A 19,134-nucleotide genomic window follows, 5' to 3' on the forward strand; every position below is an offset into this window, starting at 1 on the left:
CGGCGGCTACTGCGCCGATTCCCCGGCGGCAGCGGCACTTTCGGCGTTCAACGCCTGATAGGCGGCGCCCGCGGCCTTCTGCTCGGCTTCCTTCTTGGAGCGTCCCACCCCCTGGCCGTACGCCTTCCCACCGATCACCGCGGTGGCGGTGAACTCTTTGTCGTGGTCGGGTCCGGTGGAGGTGATCTCGTAGCTGGGCACGCCGATACCGCGCTCGGCGGTCAGCTCCTGCAGGCTGGTCTTCCAGTCGAGCCCGGCCCCCATGCGGGGTCCACGCTCGAGCAGGTCGGCGAACAGCCGCAGCACCACGCCACGGGCGGTGTCGATGCCGTGCTCGAGATGCACCGCGCCGAGCAGCGATTCCATGCCGTCGGCGAGGATGCTCGGCTTGTTCCGGCCGCCGGTGAGCTCTTCGCCCTTACCGAGCAGCAGATGGGTACCGAGCCCGCCCGCGCCGAGGGTACGAGCCACCTCGGCCAGGGCATGCATATTCACCACGCTGGCACGCAGTTTGGCGAGCTCGCCCTCGGACTTATCCGGATGCTCCAGATAAAGACGTTCGGTGATGCTCAGGCCGAGAACTGAGTCGCCCAGAAACTCCAGGCGCTCATTGGTCGGGAGCCCACCGTTCTCGTAGGCATACGACCGGTGGGTGAGCGCGAGGCGCAACAGGTCCGGTCGCAGGCCGACGCCGAGCGCTTCGAGCAGGCTGGAATGGTCGGCGGAGTCACCCACGGCGGGCACCTCCGCCGCGTCCTTGCTGGCGGTCACGATCGGCTGGATCAGAGAATCAGACCGCAGCGGTGACCTGGCGGCCCTTGTACGTGCCGCACGAGGGGCACGCGATGTGCGGCAGGGTCTGCTGGCCGCAGGCACGGTTCGGGCAGGTGATCAGGGTAGGCGCACTGGCCTTCCACTGGCTCCGGCGCGAGTGGGTGTTGGAACGGGACATCCGGCGCTTCGGAACGGCCACGACTACTTCTCCTCTGTCCTCTGACTCACGGCGCCATTGTGGCCCGCAAGGATAAATCTGTTGATGGGTCCGGTACAGCGCCTAGGCGCCGCTTCCGGGGGCTGCGTCACCGACGACGTTGTCGTCCGCGACATCCAATTTCGCGAGCCCGGCCCAGCGAGGGTCAAGTATCTCATGACCATGGCCGGAACCCGCAATCGCCATCCGTACGCCGCATTCGGGGCACAATCCGGCACAATCCGGCTCGCAGAGCGGCTGTAGCGGCAGCTCCAGACCGACGGCGTCGATGACGGCCGCTTCGAGTTCGATCATGTCATCGACCAGGCGATGCACTTCGTCTTCCTCGGTGGTCTTCTCGGTATTGCTGTCCGGATAGGCGAACAGCTCGGTGAGATGCAGCTCGATATCGTCGGTGAACGATTCGAGACAGCGCGAGCACTCACCCTCGATGGGCGCGTGCACCGTACCCAGCACCAGCACGCCCTCGGAGACCGACTGCAGGGTCAGATCGAGTTCGACCTCACCGCCCGCGGGGATGCCGACCATTTCCAGGCCGATCCGGTTGTCGGTGGTGAAGGTGCGCTGGACCGGGAGGATCGACCCCGGCTTGCGGCCCAGGCGTCGCGTATCCAGATTGAAGCCCGCGTCGTCGACCGTCGTGCGACGGTGACGCGGCTTGGAACCGGATTCGGACATCAAGGACTCACTCACGTTCGGTATGGAATGGGCAACCACCCAACAATACCGAAACGTACTGCTGCGCCCAAACCGGCTACCGGCGGAACTCGGCGGCGTAATCCTGCACGCTCGTACCGGAACGCACCTGGTTGCGGCCGCGGCCGATGATGCGCAGCGTGCTGTGCAGGGTCTCCTCGAAGTCGGCCAGCTTGCCGTCGACGTAGTCATCGCATTCGGTGCGCAGGCGATCGGAATCGGCCTGGGCGGTATCGATGAGCCGGGCGGATTCGACATGCGCCGCGCGGACCACCTCGGTGGCCGAGACCAGGCGTTCCTGTTCGGCCTTACCGTCCGCGACCGAGCGGTCGTAGCTGGCCTGACCGGCGGCGGTCATGCGATCGGCCTCGGAACGGGCACGGCCGGTGACCATGTCGAATTCCTGATTGCCCTCGGCGACGACCCGTTCGGCCTCGGCCTCGGCGGAGCTGACCAGGTGTTCGGCGTGCGCGCGGGCCTCGGCGACCATGCGGTCGGCGTGCGCCTTGGCATCGGACAGGATGCGATCGGCCTCGTCACGAGCACCGGTGACGGTGTCGTGCGCCTGCTGATTCGCGCCGCTGACCGTGCTCTCGGCGGCATTGCGGGCATCGACCACGATCTTGTCGCGGTGGTCGAGCACATCCTGGGCGTCGTCGAGTTCACCCGGCAGGGCCTCGCGCACATCGTCGAGCAGTTCGAGGACCTCACCGCGCGGGACGATGCAGTTGCGCGTGGGCGGAATGCCCCGCGCCTCCTCGATGATGGCCACGAGTTCGTCGAGCGCTTCGAATACGCGGTACATGTTGCTACCCCACTCTCCTGCCTGGACTACACGGCGAGACCTCCGCGGGAACAAGTCTGCCCTTCCGAGCGCTGTCACCAAGGTTCGAACCCGGCGTGTCGGAGACCTGTTTCACACCACACGAAAAGAAGTGGAGGAAACCCCTCCAGTTGGTTTACATTCAAGCAACAAGAAATTGTTGTGTCGGGACGGCGGAGCCTCTACAGGGATGACTCCGCAGGGCACGTCCCGACGTGTTCGAGGGATATGACGATGGCTGTTCTGGACATGCCGCAGCGGGCCGCAGCGCCCGGCACCGCGCTGGTCGACGCCTACGCATATGGCGCCGAGGCCATGGTCTCCGGCACCGAGGCCGTCCGCACCGCGGGCGCGCGCTGGACCGAACAGGTCGGCGCGTGGTTGCGCAGTGAGCACGCCATCGCCCAGTTGCTGCGGTTCGCCCTCGTCGGCGGACTCAGCAATGTCGGCTATCTGCTGCTGTTCCTGGCCTTCTACGGCGGTGGCCCGCAGCTGGCCAATCTGGCCGGATCCATCGTGAGCACCGCGCTCGCCAATGAACTGCACCGGCGGTTCAGCTTCCACGCGGCCGGGCGGGTGCGCTGGTACACCGCGCAGCTCGAGGGTGGCGGACTGGCGCTGGCGGGTCTGGCGATCACCTCGGCGGGACTGGCGCTGCTGGAATCGACCGCACCCGGGCTCGGCAATATCGCCGAAGCCGCTGCGGTACTGGCGATCACGGCCGCGGTCGGCACCATTCGCTTCCTGACCCTGCGCCTCTGGGTCTTCTGACACTCACTCGCGGCGAATCCCCGCACCCAGCCGAAACTCGGCAGTGGGTGCGGGGATTCGCTATTTCCGGGTAGGGCGGAACCCGCTCGGCGATGGCTGCGTCAAAGCAAGCATCGACCGATTGAAAGGGGTTCCTCCCATGCAGAGATCGCACGGATGCCTCGGCGGACGGCGCGATACCCGCCGCCCCACTCCCCCGCGCCCCGCCGGACGAGCGCACGCATCCTGCGTCAGACATGGCTGGCGGCGCGGACGCCCGCGCGGGGAGGGCGAATGAAGCGCCATGGCGACTCCGCGCCCGATGCCGATACCGAACGCCGACGGCATTGCGCGCCAAAGGGATTGGCCCGGCGACTGCTCGAGGGGTGCGGTGCGCCGGGCGATGCGGCGCCGGGACGCGCGGACACCTCCCGTCGCGGTAGATCATCGGCGAATGACTCGACACCGTGGGGCATTTCGATGGCCGCCGGTGTCTCGGCCCAGAATTGGCGGGATCGGCATCGGCTGTTGATCGAGGCGGTACTGCCGGAGATGGCCGAAGGCAGTGTGGTGAGCCATCAATCGGCCGCGGTGCTGTACGGCGCTCCGCTGTGGCGGACCCCGTTGGATCGAGTGTGCGTGACCCGCAATCGCCGGGGCGGCGGTCGCACCCGGCCGTATACGAAAGTGCATGGCTCCCCGCTGGATTCGGCGGTGGAGATCGACGGCATGCTGGTCACCCCGCCCGCGCGCACGGTGATCGATCTGGCGCTGTCCCTGCCGTTCGAGGCGGCCGTGGTGGCGGGTGACGGCCTGACCGGGATGTTCGGCCTCACCGAAGCCGAACTGGCCGAAGAACTCTCGCTCGCGAGATGCCGGCACGGCATCGCCCAGGCCAAACGGGTCGTCGCGGCCCTGGACGGCCGCAGTCAGAGCGCGGGTGAATCCCTGAGCCGCCTGATGCTGCGCCGCCAGGGTCTGCCCGCACCCGCCACGCAGGGCAATGTGCTCACCCCCGACGGCCGTTTCGTGGGCCGGGTCGACTTCTACTACGAGGAATTCGCCGTCCTCTGCGAATTCGACGGCCCGCTGCGCTACGGCCGTCTGCTACACGCCGCGGGCAATGTCCCCGAGGCCCTGCGCCGCGAGCAGATTCGCGAAACCTATTTGCGCGCCTTGGGTTTCCACGTCATCCGCTGGACCTGGAACGAACTGCACACCGACGATCCGGCCCGCCGCCTGCGCGCCGCCCTGTCCCGCCCGCGCCGCGCCGACGGCCGCGTGGAACCGGCACCCGCCCCGGCCCCGCGCCGGATCCCGGCCCTGCGCCTATAAGCGGAGACGGGGCCGGTGTGGGTGCGATCGATCGAGCGCACCCACACCGGCACTCGTATCAGCCCTGGTTTTCCGCGATGCGGGCGAGCAGTGCCTTGTGCACGATCGGGGGCAGCAGATCGGAGATGTCACCGCCGAGCTTGGCGACTTCCTTGACCAGCGAACTGGATACGAAGCTGTACTCCGGATTGGAGGCGATGAAGTAGGTGTCCACCCCGGTGAGCTTGCGATTCATCTGCGCCATCTGGAGCTCGTACGCGTAGTCGTTGGCATCCCGCAGCCCCTTGACGATCGCGGTAACCCCTTGTTCGCGTGCGAAATCCACGAGCAGCCCGCGCCAGGATTCGACACGCACATTGGGCAGATCCGCCGTCACCTCGCGAATGAGTTCCATCCGCTCCTCGACGGTGAACATCCCCTGCTTGTTGGGATTCACCACCACCGTGATGATCACCTCGTCGAACTGCTCAGCCGCGCGGGCGAACACATCGACATGTCCCTTGGTCACGGGATCGAACGATCCCGGGCACAATGCTCCAGCCATGGCCGAACGCTACCCCAGCCCGCACCGGCCCGGCCCGGCTGCCTGTCGAGCGGCCGGGCGCTGGGTCGGCATGGTCGCTCAGGGCTCGTATTCGGCGAGGTCCAGGCGGGTTTCGCCGTAGACCCGGGACTTCAGCGGCGCGTATCCCTCGGGCCAGATCAGTTCGGGGGAACGGGTGGAGCGTTCGACGACGAGCAGGGCTCCGTCGTGGAGCCAGCCGTTGGCGATGAGGGCGCGCAGGTCGTCCAGGACCTTGGATACCTCGACCGCGTAGGGCGGATCGGAGAAGACGAGGTCGTAGGGGGCGGCCGGGCGGCCGCCGAGAGTGCCAGCAGCGGTGGTCATTCGGAGTTCCGCGCCGGGCAGCCCCAGGTCCGAGATATTGCCTCGAATGATCGTGGCCGCCTTGCGGTCGGATTCGACCAGCAGCGCGTGGGATGCCCCGCGCGACAACGCTTCCAGGCCCAGCGCCCCGGAGCCCGCGTAAAGGTCCAGGACCCGCATATCGTCGAAGTCCATCCGGGCCTCGAGCAGGTTGAACAGGGCTTCGCGGACGCGATCCGAGGTCGGGCGGGTGCCCGCGGGCGGGACGCGTAGCCGGCGTCCGCCCGCGGTGCCCGAGATGATGCGGGTCATCGGGTTGCGATCATTCGGCCGCGGCCTCGGTGAGCCGGAGTTCGACGAGCAGGTCGCCGCCTTCCACCTGCTGGACCTTGCTGATGGCCACGCGCTTGATGACGCCGCCGCGCGGCGCGGTGATGGCGGCTTCCATCTTCATGGCCTCGATGGTGCCGATGGTGTCGCCCGCCGATACCGAATCGCCTTCGGAGACAGCGAGGGTCACCACGCCCGCGAACGGTGCGGCGAGGTGGCCGGCGTTGGTCTTGTCGGCCTTCTCGGCGGTGGGGACCTCGCTGGCGATGGAGCGGTCGCGCACCGTGATGGGGCGCAACTGGCCGTTCAGGATGCACATCACCGTGCGCATACCGCGCTCATCGGGTTCGGAGATCGCCTCCAGGCCGATGAGCAGGGTGACGCCCTTGTCGAGCTGGACGCGATGTTCCTCGTCGTGGCGCAGGCCGTAGAAGAACTGGTTCGCGGACAGGTTGGTGGTGTCGCCGAATTTCTCACGGTGCGCGAGGAATTCGGAGGTGGGGCCGGGGAAAAGCAGGTTGTTGAGGGTGGCGCGGCGTTCGTCGGAGGTGCCGTTCAGGGCGGCCTCGTCATCGGCGGTGAGCTGGGTTTCGGGCTTGGCCGGACCTCGACCGGCGAGGGCGCGGCTGCGGAACGGTTCGGGCCAGCCGCCCGCCGGGGTGCCGAGTTCGCCTCGGAGGAAACCGATTACCGAATCGGGGATGTCGTAGCGGCCCGGATCGTTCGCGAAGTCCTCGACATCGACACCGGTGCCGACCAGCGCGAGGGCGAGATCGCCGACGACCTTCGAAGACGGGGTGACCTTGACCAGGCGGCCCAGAAGCCGGTCCGCCGCAGCGTATTTGGCTTCGACCTCTTCGAACTGATCACCCAGGCCGAGCGCGATGGCCTGCTGGCGCAGGTTCGAGAGCTGACCACCCGGGATCTCGTGGTGGTAGACGCGCCCGGTCGGGCCGGGCAGCCCGGATTCGAAGGGCCCGTACACCTTTCGGAGTGCTTCCCAGTACGGCTCGAGATCGCACACGTTCTGGAGGTTGAGTCCGGTGTCGTATGGCGAATTCGCCGCCGCGGCAACGATTGCCGAGAGCGCGGGCTGAGATGTGGTGCCCGCCATGGGCGCACTCGCGCCGTCCACGGCGTCCGCACCGGCCTGCCAGGCGGCCAGATAGGTGGCCAGCTGCCCGCCGGGGGTGTCATGGGTGTGCACATGCACCGGCAGGTCGAATTCGCGGCGCAGCGCGGTCACCAGGGTCGCGGCCGCGGGTGCGCGCAGCAGTCCGGCCATATCCTTGATGCCGATGATGTGCGCCCCGGCCTCGACGATCTGCTCGGCGAGTTTGAGGTAGTAGTCCAGGGTGTAGAGGTCTTCGTTCGGGTTCGACAGATCCCCGGTGTAGCTGAGCGCGACTTCCGCTACGGCGGTGCCGGTTTCGCAGACCGCGTCGATGGCGGGCCGCATCTGGTCGACATTGTTGAGCGCGTCGAATATGCGGAAGATGTCGATACCGGTCGCGGTGGCCTCGGAAACGAAAGCGCGCGTGACCTTTTCGGGGTACGGGGTGTACCCGACGGTATTGCGCCCGCGCAGCAGCATCTGCAGATTGATATTCGGCACGGCCTCGCGCAAGGCGGCCAGGCGCTCCCACGGATCCTCGTACAGGAAGCGCAGTGCCACGTCATACGTTGCGCCGCCCCAGCATTCGATGGACAGCAGCTCGGGAGTCATGCGCGCCACATGCCCGGCGACATCGAGCAGACCGTTGGTGCGCACGCGGGTCGCGAGCAGCGACTGATGCGCGTCGCGGAAGGTAGTGTCGGTGACCGCCACGCCCTGCTGCTGCCGCAGCGCCTTGGCGAAGCCTTCGGGACCCAGTTGCAGCAGGCGCTGCCGTGATCCGGGCGGCGGCGGCACGGTCATATCGAGCGCGGGCAGTTTGTCGTGCGGGTACAGCTTGGTGGGCCGGGTGCCGTGCGGCTTGTTCACCGTGACATCGGCCAGATAGTTCAGGATCTTGGTGCCGCGGTCCGCGGAGCTCTTGAGCGTGAGCAGTTGCGGGCGTTCATCGATGAACGAGGTGGTGACGCGTCCGGCGCGGAAATCCGGATCGTCCAGCACCGCCATCAGGAACGGGATATTGGTCGTCACGCCACGAATGCGGAATTCGGCGACGGCACGGCGGGCGCGCGCCATGGCGGTCTGGAAGTCGCGGCCGCGGCAGGTGAGTTTGACGAGCATGGAGTCGAAGTACGCGCCGACCTCGGCACCGACATTGGTGCCGCCGTCCAGGCGTACGCCCGCGCCGCCCGGGGACCGGTACCCGGTGATACGACCCGTATCAGGCCGGAACCCGTTCGCCGGATCCTCGGTCGTGATCCGGCACTGCAACGCCGCACCACGAATAACAATCGACTCCTGGCTCAAACCAAGATCATCCAACGACTCACCCGAAGCAATCCGCATCTGCGACTGCACCAGATCCACATCGGTGATCTCCTCGGTCACCGTGTGCTCGACCTGAATACGCGGATTCATCTCGATGAACACATGATTGCCCCGCTCATCGAGCAAAAACTCCACCGTGCCCGCGCACGAGTAGCCGATCTCCTTCGCGAACGCCACCGCATCCGCGCAAATCCGATCCCGCAGCTCCGGATCCAAGTTCGGGGCCGGGGCCATCTCGATGACCTTCTGATGCCGCCGCTGCAACGAACAATCCCGCTCGTACAGATGAATCACATTGCCCTGCTGATCAGCCAGAATCTGCACCTCGATATGACGAGGATTGATCACCGCCTGCTCCAAGAACACCGTCGCATCACCGAACGCCGACTCCGCCTCACGCGCGGCAGCCTCGATCGCCTCGCGCAGTTGAGCCTTATCCGCGACCCGGCGCATACCGCGCCCGCCACCACCGGCCACCGCCTTGACGAAGACCGGGAACTCCATGGTCTCCGCAGCGGCCAGCAGCGCGTCCACATCCGAGGACGGCTCACTCGAGGCGAGCACCGGCAGCCCCGCGGCCTTGGCGGCGGCAATGGCCCGCGCCTTGTTACCCGTCAGCTCCAGCACATGCGCCGACGGCCCGACGAACGTGATGCCCTCGGCGGCGCAGGCCGCGGCCAGGTCCGGATTCTCGGAAAGAAAACCGTAACCCGGGTAGATGGCGTCCGCGCCGGAAGTCTTTGCGGCCTTGATGATCTCGGCGATGGACAGATATGCCCGGACCGGATGGCCGGGCTCGCCGATCTGGTACGCCTCGTCGGCCTTCAGCCGATGGACCGAATTGCGATCCTCGTACGGGAACACCGCGACGGTGCCGGTGCCGAGTTCGTAGGCCGCGCGGAACGCGCGAATGGCGATCTCGCCGCGGTTGGCGACCAGGACTTTGGAGAACATTCGACCAAGGTACCTGGCCCCGCGTATCGAACGGGCATCGAAGTCGGCTTCGCAGCAATCTTCACAGTCACATACCGGTCGGTTGCGAATTTGTGTTCATCACCTGGACACATAGCCTCCGGTGAGGTTAGCGGAAACTGCGCACGAGGATTCGCCGACTTGCTAAGGCCCACCGCCGAAAACCTCCCCGCATTCACCTCGGCGTCCCCGCCGAACGAGCGGCCGGTGCGAATCCGGCACGAGTCCTGCGAAATCCACGCCTCTAGGCTCGAACCATGACAAGCCTCCCGCGCCTGCGCTACCGCCTGATCACCGGACCGGACGACGCGACCTTCTGCGAACGCGTCAGCGCGCTGCTCGACGACGGTTACCGCCTGCACGGCGCACCATCGGTGACCTTCAACGGCACGAATGTGATTGCGGCACAGGCGGTCATCCTCGATTCCGAGGACTGAGTCTCAGCCGCCGAAGGCTCGGGTGATGGGCGCGAGGTCGAAATAGTCGCGCCAGGCGGAGATTTTGCCGTCGGTGATCTCGAAGGTGCCCATCACCGGCAGATCGGTGGCAGCGGCCGGGGTGCGCAGGGTGTCCGTGCGCTCGTTCATGACCAGATTGCCGGTGACCAGCTGGCGGTGAATGGTGAAGTCGATGCCGTCCAGGGCGGCGGCGAAACCGGCGATGAAGTCGCGAATGGCTTGGCGGCCGACCACCGGTTCCATCGGAATGTTGTGGTAGACGGCGTCCTCGGTGAAGAAGGAGGCGATGTGGTCCGGATCGGGTTTCGCCCAGGCGGCGCACATTTCGCGAACCAGGGCATCAGGGTCGGACATTGTTCTTCCTTTCGACGCCGTCGCCGATGCGGCGGGCGGCGGCGGCCAATTCAGTGAGGTAGCGGCGGCGTTCGTCGCGGGTGACATCGGTGCGGAGCGGGCCGATCTGGAGTTCCATCACGGCGTGGCCGCTGCCGTCGAAGACGGGGGCGCTGATGTAGCTGAGCGGCAGTGGGATGTCCTCGTCGAGGGTGGCCAAGTCATAGGCGGGGCCGACGATGGTGGCCAGCTGCGCCAGCACGCGGCCGCGCAGATCCTTGTTCGCGGGATGTTCGGAGAGGTGATCGGCGACCTCCGACAGCACGCGGGCGGTGGGCAGGCTGTCGGGTTCCAGCCGCCAGGCGCAGAAACCGTTGGCGCGCAGCGTGTTCAGGACTTCGCGGTATTCATCGCGGCGTTCGGGGCCGCGGGTGTCGAGCCAATCCTGTTGGCGGCCCGGACCGCAGTGCGCGATCATGCCCGCGCCCGCCGGGGCGCGCAGCGGAATGCGGACACCGGATTTCATGCCGACGGTGAGACGGTCCCGGGTGACCGCCAGGAATTCGAGGTATTCGCCGTCGATGGCGGTCAGGGCCGCACCGCAGTCGACCTGTTCGGCCAGGCGCTCCAATTCGGTATTGAGCCAGGCGCGATCGCCACGCGAATCGGCGGCACGGACACCGAGTGCGGCCAGCGCGGGCCCGACGCGGTAGGTCAGATCGGGCAGGCGGCGCACCCAGCCGCGTTCGGTGAGCGCGGCCAGGATGGCCCCGGCGGTGGAGCGGTTCAGATCGAGATTGTCGGCGATTTCGGCCGAGGTGAGCGGGGTGCGCTGGGCGGCCAGCAATTCCACGATGGAGATGACGCGCTGGGTGGGCGGGGAGCTGTCGGCCGTCCTCGTCTTGCCAGCGGGCACGCGCGTCTCCTAGCCTCTCGATACGAATAGCCGAATCACAGGATTCGAATAATCGCGCCAGGGAGCGGTCATGGCAATACGTATCGCGCGGCAGCTCGCGTCGTGATCGCGGATTTCACCGAGCACTGGCTGCTGTACTGCTCGATTCCGGTGGTGGCGGCCCTCATCGGCTGGGTGACCAAGATCGTCGCCGTGCGGATGCTGATGTACCCGCTCGAATTCCGCGGCATCCCACCGTGGTTCGGCTGGCAGGGGGTGATCCCCCGCTCGGCACCACGCATGGCAACCATCGCCGTCGACCTGATGTTCGGCAAGCTCATCGATCCGCAGGACATCATCGCCCGCATCGATATCGCCGAACTGACAACGCGTTTGCGCGAACCGCTGGACGCGGGCGTGGACTACATGGTCCGCGAGATGATGCTCAAACATCAGCCGCGGCTGTGGGTGAATATGCCCGATGCCGCGCGGCGCGCAATCATCGAACGCGCGCAACGGGATCTGCCGCGCCTGATCGAGGACATCGTGTTCGATCTGCGCACCAATATCGATCAGGTGATGGACCTGCGCGGTATGGCGATCAGCGCGCTGGTGGACGATAAACGGCTGCTGGTGGAGATGGTGCGCCGGGTGGGCGCGCATGAGTTGCGCTTCATCGTGCGGTCCGGGCTGATCTTCGGCACGGTGCTGGGTTTCGTGCAGATGATCACCTGGGCGTTCACCCATTCCTCCTGGCTCATGCCCGCTTTCGGCGGTTTCACCGGTTTGGTGACGGATTGGCTTGCGCTGCAGATGATCTTCCGGCCGATCAAGCCGATCGGCATCGGACCGCTGCGCTGGCAGGGCCTGTTCCATAAGCGCCGCGAGCAGGTGTGCGCCGATTACGGCGATTTGATCGCCACCGAAATCCTCACCCCCGCACGGATTCTCGAAGCCGTACTGAACGGTGAGCGTGCCGACCGGTTGGCATCACTGCTCAATCATCACGTCAGCGAATTCCTGAACGTACAGACCGGTCCGGCGAAACCGCTCATGCTCATGGTCGCCCGGGACAGCTATACCGCCATCGAACGCGATGCCGTCACCTTCGTGCTCGAACACGTCCGCGCCGCCGCGCATTCGGGCCTCGACCGGCACGCCATCGAGGCCCTGGACGTGCGCAGTCTGGTCATCGAGAAGACCAAACAGCTCACCGATGACGAGTACGAGGGCCTGCTGCGCCCGGCCTTCAAACAGGACGAGTGGAAGCTGGTCGCCATCGGAGCGGTCCTCGGATTCCTCGTCGGCGAACTTCAGGTTCACCTCATACTGGCGTGACCGGACCGATCCGCTGTCCGATTGCCACCCCGGTTCGGCAACGGCCGGGGGCGCTCCCGCGTACGATGAGTGCCTTGCGTATGAGAATTCAGACCGCCGAATTCGCACGCTACGCAGCCGCACCGCGAAGGCGAAACGCCACGCAGTAATAAGAAATAGCGGCAAGTCCCTTCAAATTGCGATGTTTGCGAAGCGCGATCGGTAGCATCCTGCACTGTGCGCAAGATGTATGCGGGTGCTCGACTACGGCGGTTGCGCGAGGAACGGCGAATGACCCAGGCGGCCCTGGCCAAATCCCTGGATCTCTCGCCCAGCTACCTCAACCAGCTCGAGCGGGATCAGCGGCCACTCACCATTCCGGTACTGCTCAAACTGAACTCCACGTTCGATCTTGATGTGCAGTTCTTCGCCGCGGACTCCGATGCCCGGCTGGTCTCGGACCTACACGAGATACTGGTCGAGGCCGCGGGCGGTAATGCGGCGCCGGTCGCCGAGGTGGAAGATCTGGCCACCCGGATGCCCGAGGTCGCGAAAATCGTTGTGGCCATGCACCGCCGACTACGCGCGGCCACCGATCAACTCGATCTGCTGTCCTCGAAGGTGGCCACCCCCACCGGGGCCCCGGGCGTGCCCATGCCCTACGAGGACGTGCGAGATTTCTTCTACGACCACCACAATCACATCGCGCAACTGGATCTGGCCGCCGAGCGGCTGTTCGAGGACTGCGGGCTGACGGTGGGCTCGCTGGACCGCCAGCTCGCGCGGGTCGCCGAGGAGCGCGCGGGCGTCACCGTACTGGTGCGCGGCGACGGCGCGGACCCGAATGTGCCCAAGCGCCACTATGAACCGGAAACCCGCACCCTGACCCTGGCGCGGCGGTTGCGCCCCGGGCAACGCGCCTTCCAGATCGCCTCGACGCTGGCATTCCTGTTGCACGGCAACCTACTCGACGAGGTGCTGGACGAAACCCCGTCGCTCAGTGGGGAATCGAGAACCCTGGCCCGCATCGGCCTGGCCAATTACTTCGCGGGCGCACTCGTCTTGCCGTACAGCAAATTCCTGCGCTCGGCCGAAGAACTACGCTACGACATCGACCTGCTCAGCCTGCGTTTCGAAGTCGGCTTCGAAACCGTCTGCCATCGCCTGTCCACCCTGCAACGCCAGGGCCAGCGCGGGGTCCCCTTCTTCCTCATACGCACCGATCGCGCGGGCAATATCTCGAAACGCCAGTCCGCCACCGCCTTCCACTTCTCCAGAGTCGGCGGCAGCTGCCCGCTGTGGGTCGTGCACGAGGCCTTCGCCCATCCCGGCCGCATGCTCACCCAGGTGGCGGCCATGCCGGACGGCCGCCGCTACCTCTGGATCGCCCGCACCACCACCCCCACCCCGACCGGATTCGGCACCGCCGGAAAGGAATTCGCCATCGGGCTGGGCTGCGATATCGAATACGCCGACCGCCTGTCCTATTCCCGCGGGCTGCAATTGGACGATCCGGCCGCCGCGATACCCATCGGCGCGGGCTGCAAGGTCTGCGAGCGCCCCAACTGCGCCCAGCGCGCGTTCCCGCAAATCGGCCGCCCCCTGGCCATCACCGAACACACCAGCAGCGATCTGCCCTATCCCCGCCTGCCCCGCTGAGGATGTGCGTGTAATGGCGTCGGCGAACGCCATTACACGCACGGCGGTCAGGATTTAGCCAGGTACTCCAGGCGCTCGCCGTCCACGGCGGCGTGCATCATGCTGGCCAGGCCCGGATGCTTCTTCAACCCCGGATCGGATTCGGTTACCTCCCTGGCCAATTGCTGCGCCGCGGTGATCACCTCGAGATCGTCGAGCAGCGACAGCAGGCGCAGGCTGCGGGCGGTGCCGGATTGCGCCGAACCCAGCACATCGCCTTCACGGCGCTGGCGCAGGTCCAGCACCGCAAGTTCGAAACCGTCGGTGGTTCCGGCGACCGCCTCCAGCCGTGCCATGGCGGTGCCGACCGGACCGGATTCGGTGATGAGCAGGCACAATCCGGGGTGTTTGCCTCGGCCCACGCGACCGCGGAGCTGATGCAGCTGGCTCACACCGAAGCGGTCGGCGTCCAGGATGGCCATGACGGTGGCGTTCGGAACGTCAACGCCCACTTCGACAACCGTGGTGCAGACCAGCACATCGATCTCGGCATCGTTGAAGGCGCGCATGACGCGGTCCTTCTCATCCGAGTGCAGGCGGCCGTGCAGCAGCCCGACGCGCAGATCCTTCAGTGGCCCCGTGCTCAGCATCTCGAAGATGTCCACCGCCGAATGCGTGGTGGGGCCTTCCTTCTCCTCTTCGGACTTCTTGCGGCCCTTGGTCTTTCCGTTCTCCTCTTCATCACCGATGCGCGAGCACACCACATACGCTTGGCGACCCGCACCCACCTCTTCGTGAATGCGTTCCCAGGCGCGATCCACCCAGGACGGTTTCACCTTGGCGGGCACCACCTTCGAGGTGATCGGCGACCGGCCGCGCGGCAGCTGGGTCAGGGTGGAGGTTTCCAGATCGCCCAGGGTCGTCATGGCGATGGTGCGCGGAATCGGGGTCGCGGTCATGACCAGCAGATGCGGGCTGATGCCGTTCTTCGCCTTGGCGCGCAAGGCATCTCGCTGTTCCACGCCGAAGCGGTGCTGTTCGTCGACGATCACCATGCCGAGATCGAAGAACTCGACCGAATCCTGAATGAGGGCGTGCGTGCCGATGAGAATGCCCGCCGCGCCCGTGACGGCGTCCAGCAGCGCGGCTCGTTTCTGACCGACGGACATGGAACCGGTCACCAGCACGACCTTGGTGGCGATATCGGCCGCACCGAGTTCACCGGCAGTGGCGAGATCGCCGAGCATCGCCTTCAGCGACCGATAGTGCTGGGAGGCAAGCACTTCCGTCGGCGCGAGCAGGGCGCACTGCTGGCCGTTGTCGACCACCTGCAACATGGCGTGCAGCGCAACGATAGTCTTACCGGAGCCGACCTCGCCCTGGAGCAGACGGTGCATGGGGTGGGTACGGGACAGATCGGCGGAGATCTCGTCGATCACCGTGCGCTGGCCCTCGGTCAGTTCGAAGGGCAGGCGTTTGTCGAACGCGGCGGCGATACCGTCGGTGCGGGGCAGGCTCGGTTTGGCGGTGCGGCCCTCGGCCTGATGCCGCCGCTCCGCGAGCACCAGTTGCAGGGCCAGGGCTTCGTCGAAACGCAGTCGGCCCCTGGCCTGATCGATATCGGTCTTGCTGTCGGGTAGGTGGATCAGGCGCAGCGCGTCCGAGACCGGGAGCAGCGAATGCTCCTCGAGCAGCTCCACCGGGAGCGGATCCTCGATGGGGTCGAGCTGATCGAGCACCTGGCGCACACAGCGCAGCAGATCCCAGCTCTGCACCTTGGCCGTGGCCGGATAGACCGGGATGAACTCGCGTTCGAAGAACGAGACATCCACGCCGCCCGCGCCTTTCGCGGTCGCCGCCAGACCGCGCAGCGCACCGCCGCCGCGCACCGAGGTGAGGTTCTCGATGGAACCGCCCTCCTTATCGGGCAGGATCAGGTAGTCCGGATGCGAGAGATTCCAGCGGTCCGGCCGCCACCAGTGCACGGTGCCGGACATCATGGCACGCACACCCCCCTTCACCAGATGGCGCACCTTGTCGCCATTGAAGAAGGTGACCTCGATGGGTTTCGAGCCGCCGGTGTCCAGGCTCACCTTGAGCAGGCTGCCGCGCCGATTCTTCATGGGGCGCAGATCGGTTTTGGTGACCCGGCCCATGACGGTGATGTGCTGGCCCTCCTCGGGCGCCTCCTCTGTGAGAGGCTGGCCCTGGGTGGCATAGCGCAGCGGATAGTGGCGTAGCAGGTCCTCGACGGTATGCATATCGAAGGCCTCGGCCAGCGGTTCGGCGGCTTTCACCCCGAGCACATGGTCGAGCCGATCACCCAGTGTCGCCACCTATTCCACCCCGATCTGCACCAGATCACCGGCCTGCCCGCCGGGATACGTCACCACCTCGACACCCGGGAACGCGGCGCCGATGTGCTCGGCCAACTCCTGCGAAAGTCCCTGCGGCGCATCCGCGCCGATGAGCATGGTGACCAATTCGCCACCCAGACCCAGCATTCGATCCAGCAGCGTACGCCCGGCCGCCCGCGGATCGGGATCGATCACCACCACATCGTGCCCGACCAGTCCGAGACCGTCGCCCGCATCGCACATGCCGACAATGGTCAACGCGCGTTCGGGCGCGATTCGCAAAGCGCCCCAACGGGTTCCGGCGGCCGCCTCGGACATGGCGAAGACATCGTCGGCCGCGGCCCGCCCGGCGTCGTGCATTGACAGCGCCGCCAGCCCCTGCACCATGGACCCGCTCGGCAGCATGAGCACATCCCGATTGCCGTCGCGCGCGGCCACACTCACCGCCATCAACTCGTGCGCGGGCAGGGCCCCGTTCGGCAGCACCAGCACCTCACGATGCGGCAGCCGCCGAATCCCGGCCAGCAGCGATTCCGCCGTCACCCGCCCCTCGAGCACCTGCGCCCCGGCATCCTCGAACAGCCGCACCACCCCGTCCCCGGTCGCCACCGCGAGAATCCCGCGCTCCCCCGACCCCAATGGCACCGGCCCCGCCGCCGCCAGCGTCTCGATCCGAATCCCGCTCAGTTCCCCCGCCGCGATCCCCGCCTCGACCGCCGCCCCCGCATCCGCACAGTGCACATGCGCCGACCACGTCCCCGCCCCATCCCCCACCACAACCACCGAATCCCCCAGCCCCCCAAGCTTTTCGCGCAACTCGGCCACACCCGCCTCATCGGCCCCGGTCAGTAGGAACATGACCTCATAGTGCGGTGCCCCACCGACAAGTGCGTGCGCGACACCGTCATTCGCATGCTCGGCACCGTCATTCGCATGCTCGGCACCGTCATTCGCATGCGCGTCACGGTCATCGAGCGCCCCCTCCCCCGATCCGGGCATAACTCCCCCACCACCCGACCCGGTGGACACCGCGCGTTCGGCCTGCCGCAGATACTCGGGACGGCCCGGAGCCTGCCCGCCGGTGGCGACAACCAATTCATCGAGCAGCACGAGCAGCCCGCGCGCCCCGGCATCCACTACCCCGGCCCGCCGCAGCACACCCAGTTGCGATGTCGTCTCGCCCAGCGCCTTGGCCGCCCCGTCGGCCGCGGCCAGCGCCACCGCGTTCAACGTCGGTTCCGTACATTCCGCCGCGTGATCGGCGGCCCGATCCAGCACAGTGAGCATGGTCCCCTCCACCGGCGAACTCAGCGCCCCGCGCACAAGACGCGCCGCCCGGCGCAGGGCCAGTCGCAGCGTCGCCTCGGTGAGGTCTTCATCACGCACCGCATCGGCCATCCCCCGCAGCACCTGCGAAAGGATGATCCCCGAATTCCCCCGCGCCCCGATCGTCGCCGCCCGCGCCATGGCCGACGCCACAATTCGCGCGGGCACCCCACCGGCCGGAGCGTCCGGCGATCCGGCGGCCGCGGGCACACTCGCGGCCCGCGCACCCGGCGAAGTGGTGCCTTCCGATTCCGCGCGCCCGCTATCCGAGGTCACCGCGAGGCCGGTGGAATCGACCATCCGACGGTTCGTGACCCGGTGGGCCGCCTCTTCGGCGGCATGGATCGCGGCGCGCATGGTGGCCAGCAGGTTCGTACCGGTATCGGAATCCGCGACCGGGAACACATTGAGGGCGTTGATCTCATCGCGGTGCCGTTCGAGCCCGGACAGGCAGGCCTGTCCCCAGCGCAGCAGCGCCTCACCGTCGAGCACGTCCCCTACCCCGGGCACCGGCACCGTCCTTTCGCCGCACATCAAAGTCGCTGTTCCCCCGGCTGCCAGCCTAGTCCGGAGTGTGGACACCGCGCCGTCACCTGCCGTTCGTTCGCAGGGGTCTCCCAGCGAAGTGGGGGGCAATTGGACATGGCCCGGCGGGGGCGGTTACTCTTGCACGGTTGCCCGACGCGGGCACTGATCCTTCTCAGGCATCAGAAACGCGTTCGCTAGCGATTCGCTGGCAGGCACGTCCCCAGACATTACGTTTCCGGACACGCTGTTTATTCGAGCAGCGCGTCCCAACATGACATGAAGGAGCTCGCGACTATGGCTGCCGTCTGCGACGTCTGCGCCAAGGGCCCCGGCTTCGGTAAGTCGGTTTCGCATTCGCACCGGCGCACCAACCGTCGTTGGAATCCGAACATTCAGACCGTGCGCGCCCAGGTTGCCCCCGGCAACACCCGCCGCATGAACGTGTGCACCTCCTGCCTCAAGGCCGGCAAGGTCGCCCGCGGCTGATTACCGCTTTTCTGTAAGAGCCCCGGCACCCACAATGGGTGATCCGGGGCTTTTGCTGTGCTCCGGGCACATTGGGACCGCAGGGGTCGAAAATGAGTGAGTGGCAGGTGCTTCCGCTCGAGGCCGAACATGTGCGCAGCATGGCCGAATGCCATATCGCGTGCTGGCGTGAGGCATATCAGGGATTGGTGCCCGCGCATGTGCTCGACGCGTTCGACGTCGACAGGCGCGCGGCGGCGTGGGAGAAGATCCGGGTGAACTATCCCGGACGCAATATCGTCGCCGTCGTCGACGGCACGGTGATCGGATTCGCCAGTGCCGGACCGGCTCGCGATGAATCACCCGTCGCGGAACGCGAAATCAGCGCCATGTATGTCCGGAAAGCCTGGTACGGCACCGGAGTAGCGCACACCCTCATGGAAACGGTGCTGGCCCAGGACGCCGATACCTCACTCTGGGTGTTCGAGGAGAATCCGCGTGCCCGGGCCTTCTACCGCAAATTCGGCTTCGAGCCCGACGGTGAACGCCGAGTCGAAGCCTTCACGCCCTCCATCGAAATTCGAATGGTGCGCCGCGCGGGGCGCTGAG

At 66.7% G+C, this 19,134-nt stretch carries 18 protein-coding genes; 7 read left to right on the plus strand and 11 right to left on the minus strand.

Annotated features, from left to right (window positions below; all coding sequences use genetic code 11):
• Positions 1-6 precede the first annotated feature (6 nt).
• From rnc to ACFC4D_RS43405, 4 genes are all read right to left on the minus strand, one after another.
• Positions 7-771: a ribonuclease III gene (rnc, locus tag ACFC4D_RS43390; protein ID WP_364630453.1), complete on the minus strand. Its 765-nt coding sequence runs from the start codon at positions 769-771 to the stop codon at positions 7-9.
• A 19-nt stretch (positions 772-790) separates the two neighbouring features.
• Positions 791-973 carry a 50S ribosomal protein L32 gene (gene rpmF, locus ACFC4D_RS43395; protein WP_330182376.1) on the minus strand — a complete coding sequence of 61 codons (183 nt, stop codon included), beginning with the start codon at positions 971-973 and terminating at the stop codon, positions 791-793.
• 81 nt (positions 974-1,054) lie between these two features.
• Positions 1,055-1,669 (minus strand): DUF177 domain-containing protein, encoded by a 615-nt coding sequence (locus ACFC4D_RS43400; protein ID WP_364632747.1) that lies wholly within the window; start codon positions 1,667-1,669, stop codon positions 1,055-1,057.
• A 76-nt stretch (positions 1,670-1,745) separates the two neighbouring features.
• Positions 1,746-2,492, minus strand: coding sequence for a DivIVA domain-containing protein (locus tag ACFC4D_RS43405; protein ID WP_375954774.1), 747 nt, complete (start codon positions 2,490-2,492; stop codon positions 1,746-1,748).
• Positions 2,493-2,744: 252 nt separating this feature from the next.
• Here ACFC4D_RS43405 and ACFC4D_RS43410 point away from each other — a divergent pair, with 252 nt between their 5' ends.
• Both ACFC4D_RS43410 and ACFC4D_RS43415 read left to right on the plus strand, forming a co-directional pair.
• Positions 2,745-3,281: a GtrA family protein gene (locus tag ACFC4D_RS43410; protein WP_375954775.1), complete on the plus strand. Its 537-nt coding sequence runs from the start codon at positions 2,745-2,747 to the stop codon at positions 3,279-3,281.
• Between the two features lie 273 nt (positions 3,282-3,554).
• Positions 3,555-4,595: a hypothetical protein gene (locus tag ACFC4D_RS43415; RefSeq protein WP_376072362.1), complete on the plus strand. Its 1,041-nt coding sequence runs from the start codon at positions 3,555-3,557 to the stop codon at positions 4,593-4,595.
• Between the two features lie 58 nt (positions 4,596-4,653).
• Here the strand turns inward: ACFC4D_RS43415 and coaD are convergent, their stop codons facing one another.
• The 3 genes from coaD to ACFC4D_RS43430 all read right to left on the minus strand — a co-directional run bounded on the left by coaD (position 4,654) and on the right by ACFC4D_RS43430 (position 9,190).
• Positions 4,654-5,139, minus strand: coding sequence for a pantetheine-phosphate adenylyltransferase (gene coaD, locus ACFC4D_RS43420; RefSeq protein ID WP_375954778.1), 486 nt, complete (start codon positions 5,137-5,139; stop codon positions 4,654-4,656).
• Between the two features lie 78 nt (positions 5,140-5,217).
• Positions 5,218-5,775: a 16S rRNA (guanine(966)-N(2))-methyltransferase RsmD gene (gene rsmD / locus ACFC4D_RS43425; RefSeq protein WP_376072365.1), complete on the minus strand. Its 558-nt coding sequence runs from the start codon at positions 5,773-5,775 to the stop codon at positions 5,218-5,220.
• Positions 5,776-5,785: 10 nt separating this feature from the next.
• Positions 5,786-9,190: a pyruvate carboxylase gene (locus tag ACFC4D_RS43430; RefSeq protein WP_376072368.1), complete on the minus strand. Its 3,405-nt coding sequence runs from the start codon at positions 9,188-9,190 to the stop codon at positions 5,786-5,788.
• A gap of 275 nt (positions 9,191-9,465) precedes the next feature.
• On the opposite strand from ACFC4D_RS43430, the gene ACFC4D_RS43435 reads away from it, so the two are divergent.
• Complete coding sequence (locus tag ACFC4D_RS43435; protein WP_375954783.1) at positions 9,466-9,645, plus strand: DUF1737 domain-containing protein; 180 nt, start codon at positions 9,466-9,468, stop codon at positions 9,643-9,645.
• 3 nt (positions 9,646-9,648) lie between these two features.
• On the opposite strand, the gene ACFC4D_RS43440 is transcribed toward ACFC4D_RS43435, so the two are convergent.
• Both ACFC4D_RS43440 and ACFC4D_RS43445 read right to left on the minus strand, forming a co-directional pair.
• Positions 9,649-10,020 carry an SgcJ/EcaC family oxidoreductase gene (locus ACFC4D_RS43440; protein WP_376072371.1) on the minus strand — a complete coding sequence of 124 codons (372 nt, stop codon included), beginning with the start codon at positions 10,018-10,020 and terminating at the stop codon, positions 9,649-9,651.
• Entirely contained in the window at positions 10,007-10,915 is a 909-nt protein-coding gene (locus tag ACFC4D_RS43445) for a helix-turn-helix domain-containing protein (protein ID WP_376072373.1), read from the minus strand. The genes ACFC4D_RS43440 and ACFC4D_RS43445 overlap by 14 nt, the downstream gene beginning before the upstream one ends.
• 102 nt (positions 10,916-11,017) lie before the next feature.
• Here ACFC4D_RS43445 and ACFC4D_RS43450 point away from each other — a divergent pair, with 102 nt between their 5' ends.
• Both ACFC4D_RS43450 and ACFC4D_RS43455 read left to right on the plus strand, forming a co-directional pair.
• The gene (locus ACFC4D_RS43450; protein WP_375954788.1) at positions 11,018-12,232 is read left to right on the plus strand and encodes a DUF445 domain-containing protein; all 1,215 of its coding nucleotides are present in this window, start codon (positions 11,018-11,020) and stop codon (positions 12,230-12,232) included.
• 216 nt (positions 12,233-12,448) lie between these two features.
• Complete coding sequence (locus tag ACFC4D_RS43455) at positions 12,449-13,870, plus strand: short-chain fatty acyl-CoA regulator family protein (protein WP_364630419.1); 1,422 nt, start codon at positions 12,449-12,451, stop codon at positions 13,868-13,870.
• A 47-nt stretch (positions 13,871-13,917) separates the two neighbouring features.
• On the opposite strand, the gene recG is transcribed toward ACFC4D_RS43455, so the two are convergent.
• Both recG and ACFC4D_RS43465 read right to left on the minus strand, forming a co-directional pair.
• Positions 13,918-16,185: an ATP-dependent DNA helicase RecG gene (recG, locus tag ACFC4D_RS43460; protein ID WP_376072376.1), complete on the minus strand. Its 2,268-nt coding sequence runs from the start codon at positions 16,183-16,185 to the stop codon at positions 13,918-13,920.
• A complete protein-coding gene (locus ACFC4D_RS43465; RefSeq protein WP_376072380.1) occupies positions 16,186-18,066 on the minus strand; it encodes a DAK2 domain-containing protein in 1,881 nt (626 codons plus the stop codon).
• A gap of 288 nt (positions 18,067-18,354) precedes the next feature.
• On the opposite strand from ACFC4D_RS43465, the gene rpmB reads away from it, so the two are divergent.
• Entirely contained in the window at positions 18,355-18,546 is a 192-nt protein-coding gene (gene rpmB, locus ACFC4D_RS43470; protein ID WP_039799620.1) for a 50S ribosomal protein L28, read from the plus strand.
• Positions 18,547-18,638: 92 nt separating this feature from the next.
• Positions 18,639-19,133 (plus strand): GNAT family N-acetyltransferase, encoded by a 495-nt coding sequence (locus tag ACFC4D_RS43475; RefSeq protein ID WP_376072383.1) that lies wholly within the window; start codon positions 18,639-18,641, stop codon positions 19,131-19,133.
• Position 19,134: the final 1 nt, after the last annotated feature.

Source organism: Nocardia sp. NPDC056000 (assembly GCF_042269265.1).
Classification (GTDB): domain Bacteria; phylum Actinomycetota; class Actinomycetes; order Mycobacteriales; family Mycobacteriaceae; genus Nocardia.

Bases quoted from the DNA above. Each gene is read 5' to 3' on its own strand.
- ACFC4D_RS43400 (WP_364632747.1), bottom strand. From the start codon at position 1,669: ATGTCCGAATCCGGTTCCAAGCCGCGTCACCGTCGCACGACGGTCGAC.
- ACFC4D_RS43405 (WP_375954774.1), bottom strand. From the start codon at position 2,492: ATGTACCGCGTATTCGAAGCGCTCGACGAACTCGTGGCCATCATCGAG.
- ACFC4D_RS43410 (WP_375954775.1), top strand. From the start codon at position 2,745: ATGGCTGTTCTGGACATGCCGCAGCGGGCCGCAGCGCCCGGCACCGCG.
- ACFC4D_RS43415 (WP_376072362.1), top strand. From the start codon at position 3,555: ATGAAGCGCCATGGCGACTCCGCGCCCGATGCCGATACCGAACGCCGA.
- coaD (WP_375954778.1), bottom strand. From the start codon at position 5,139: ATGGCTGGAGCATTGTGCCCGGGATCGTTCGATCCCGTGACCAAGGGA.
- rsmD (WP_376072365.1), bottom strand. From the start codon at position 5,775: ATGACCCGCATCATCTCGGGCACCGCGGGCGGACGCCGGCTACGCGTC.
- ACFC4D_RS43430 (WP_376072368.1), bottom strand. From the start codon at position 9,190: ATGTTCTCCAAAGTCCTGGTCGCCAACCGCGGCGAGATCGCCATTCGC.
- ACFC4D_RS43435 (WP_375954783.1), top strand. From the start codon at position 9,466: ATGACAAGCCTCCCGCGCCTGCGCTACCGCCTGATCACCGGACCGGAC.
- ACFC4D_RS43440 (WP_376072371.1), bottom strand. From the start codon at position 10,020: ATGTCCGACCCTGATGCCCTGGTTCGCGAAATGTGCGCCGCCTGGGCG.
- ACFC4D_RS43465 (WP_376072380.1), bottom strand. From the start codon at position 18,066: ATGTGCGGCGAAAGGACGGTGCCGGTGCCCGGGGTAGGGGACGTGCTC.
- rpmB (WP_039799620.1), top strand. From the start codon at position 18,355: ATGGCTGCCGTCTGCGACGTCTGCGCCAAGGGCCCCGGCTTCGGTAAG.
- ACFC4D_RS43475 (WP_376072383.1), top strand. From the start codon at position 18,639: ATGAGTGAGTGGCAGGTGCTTCCGCTCGAGGCCGAACATGTGCGCAGC.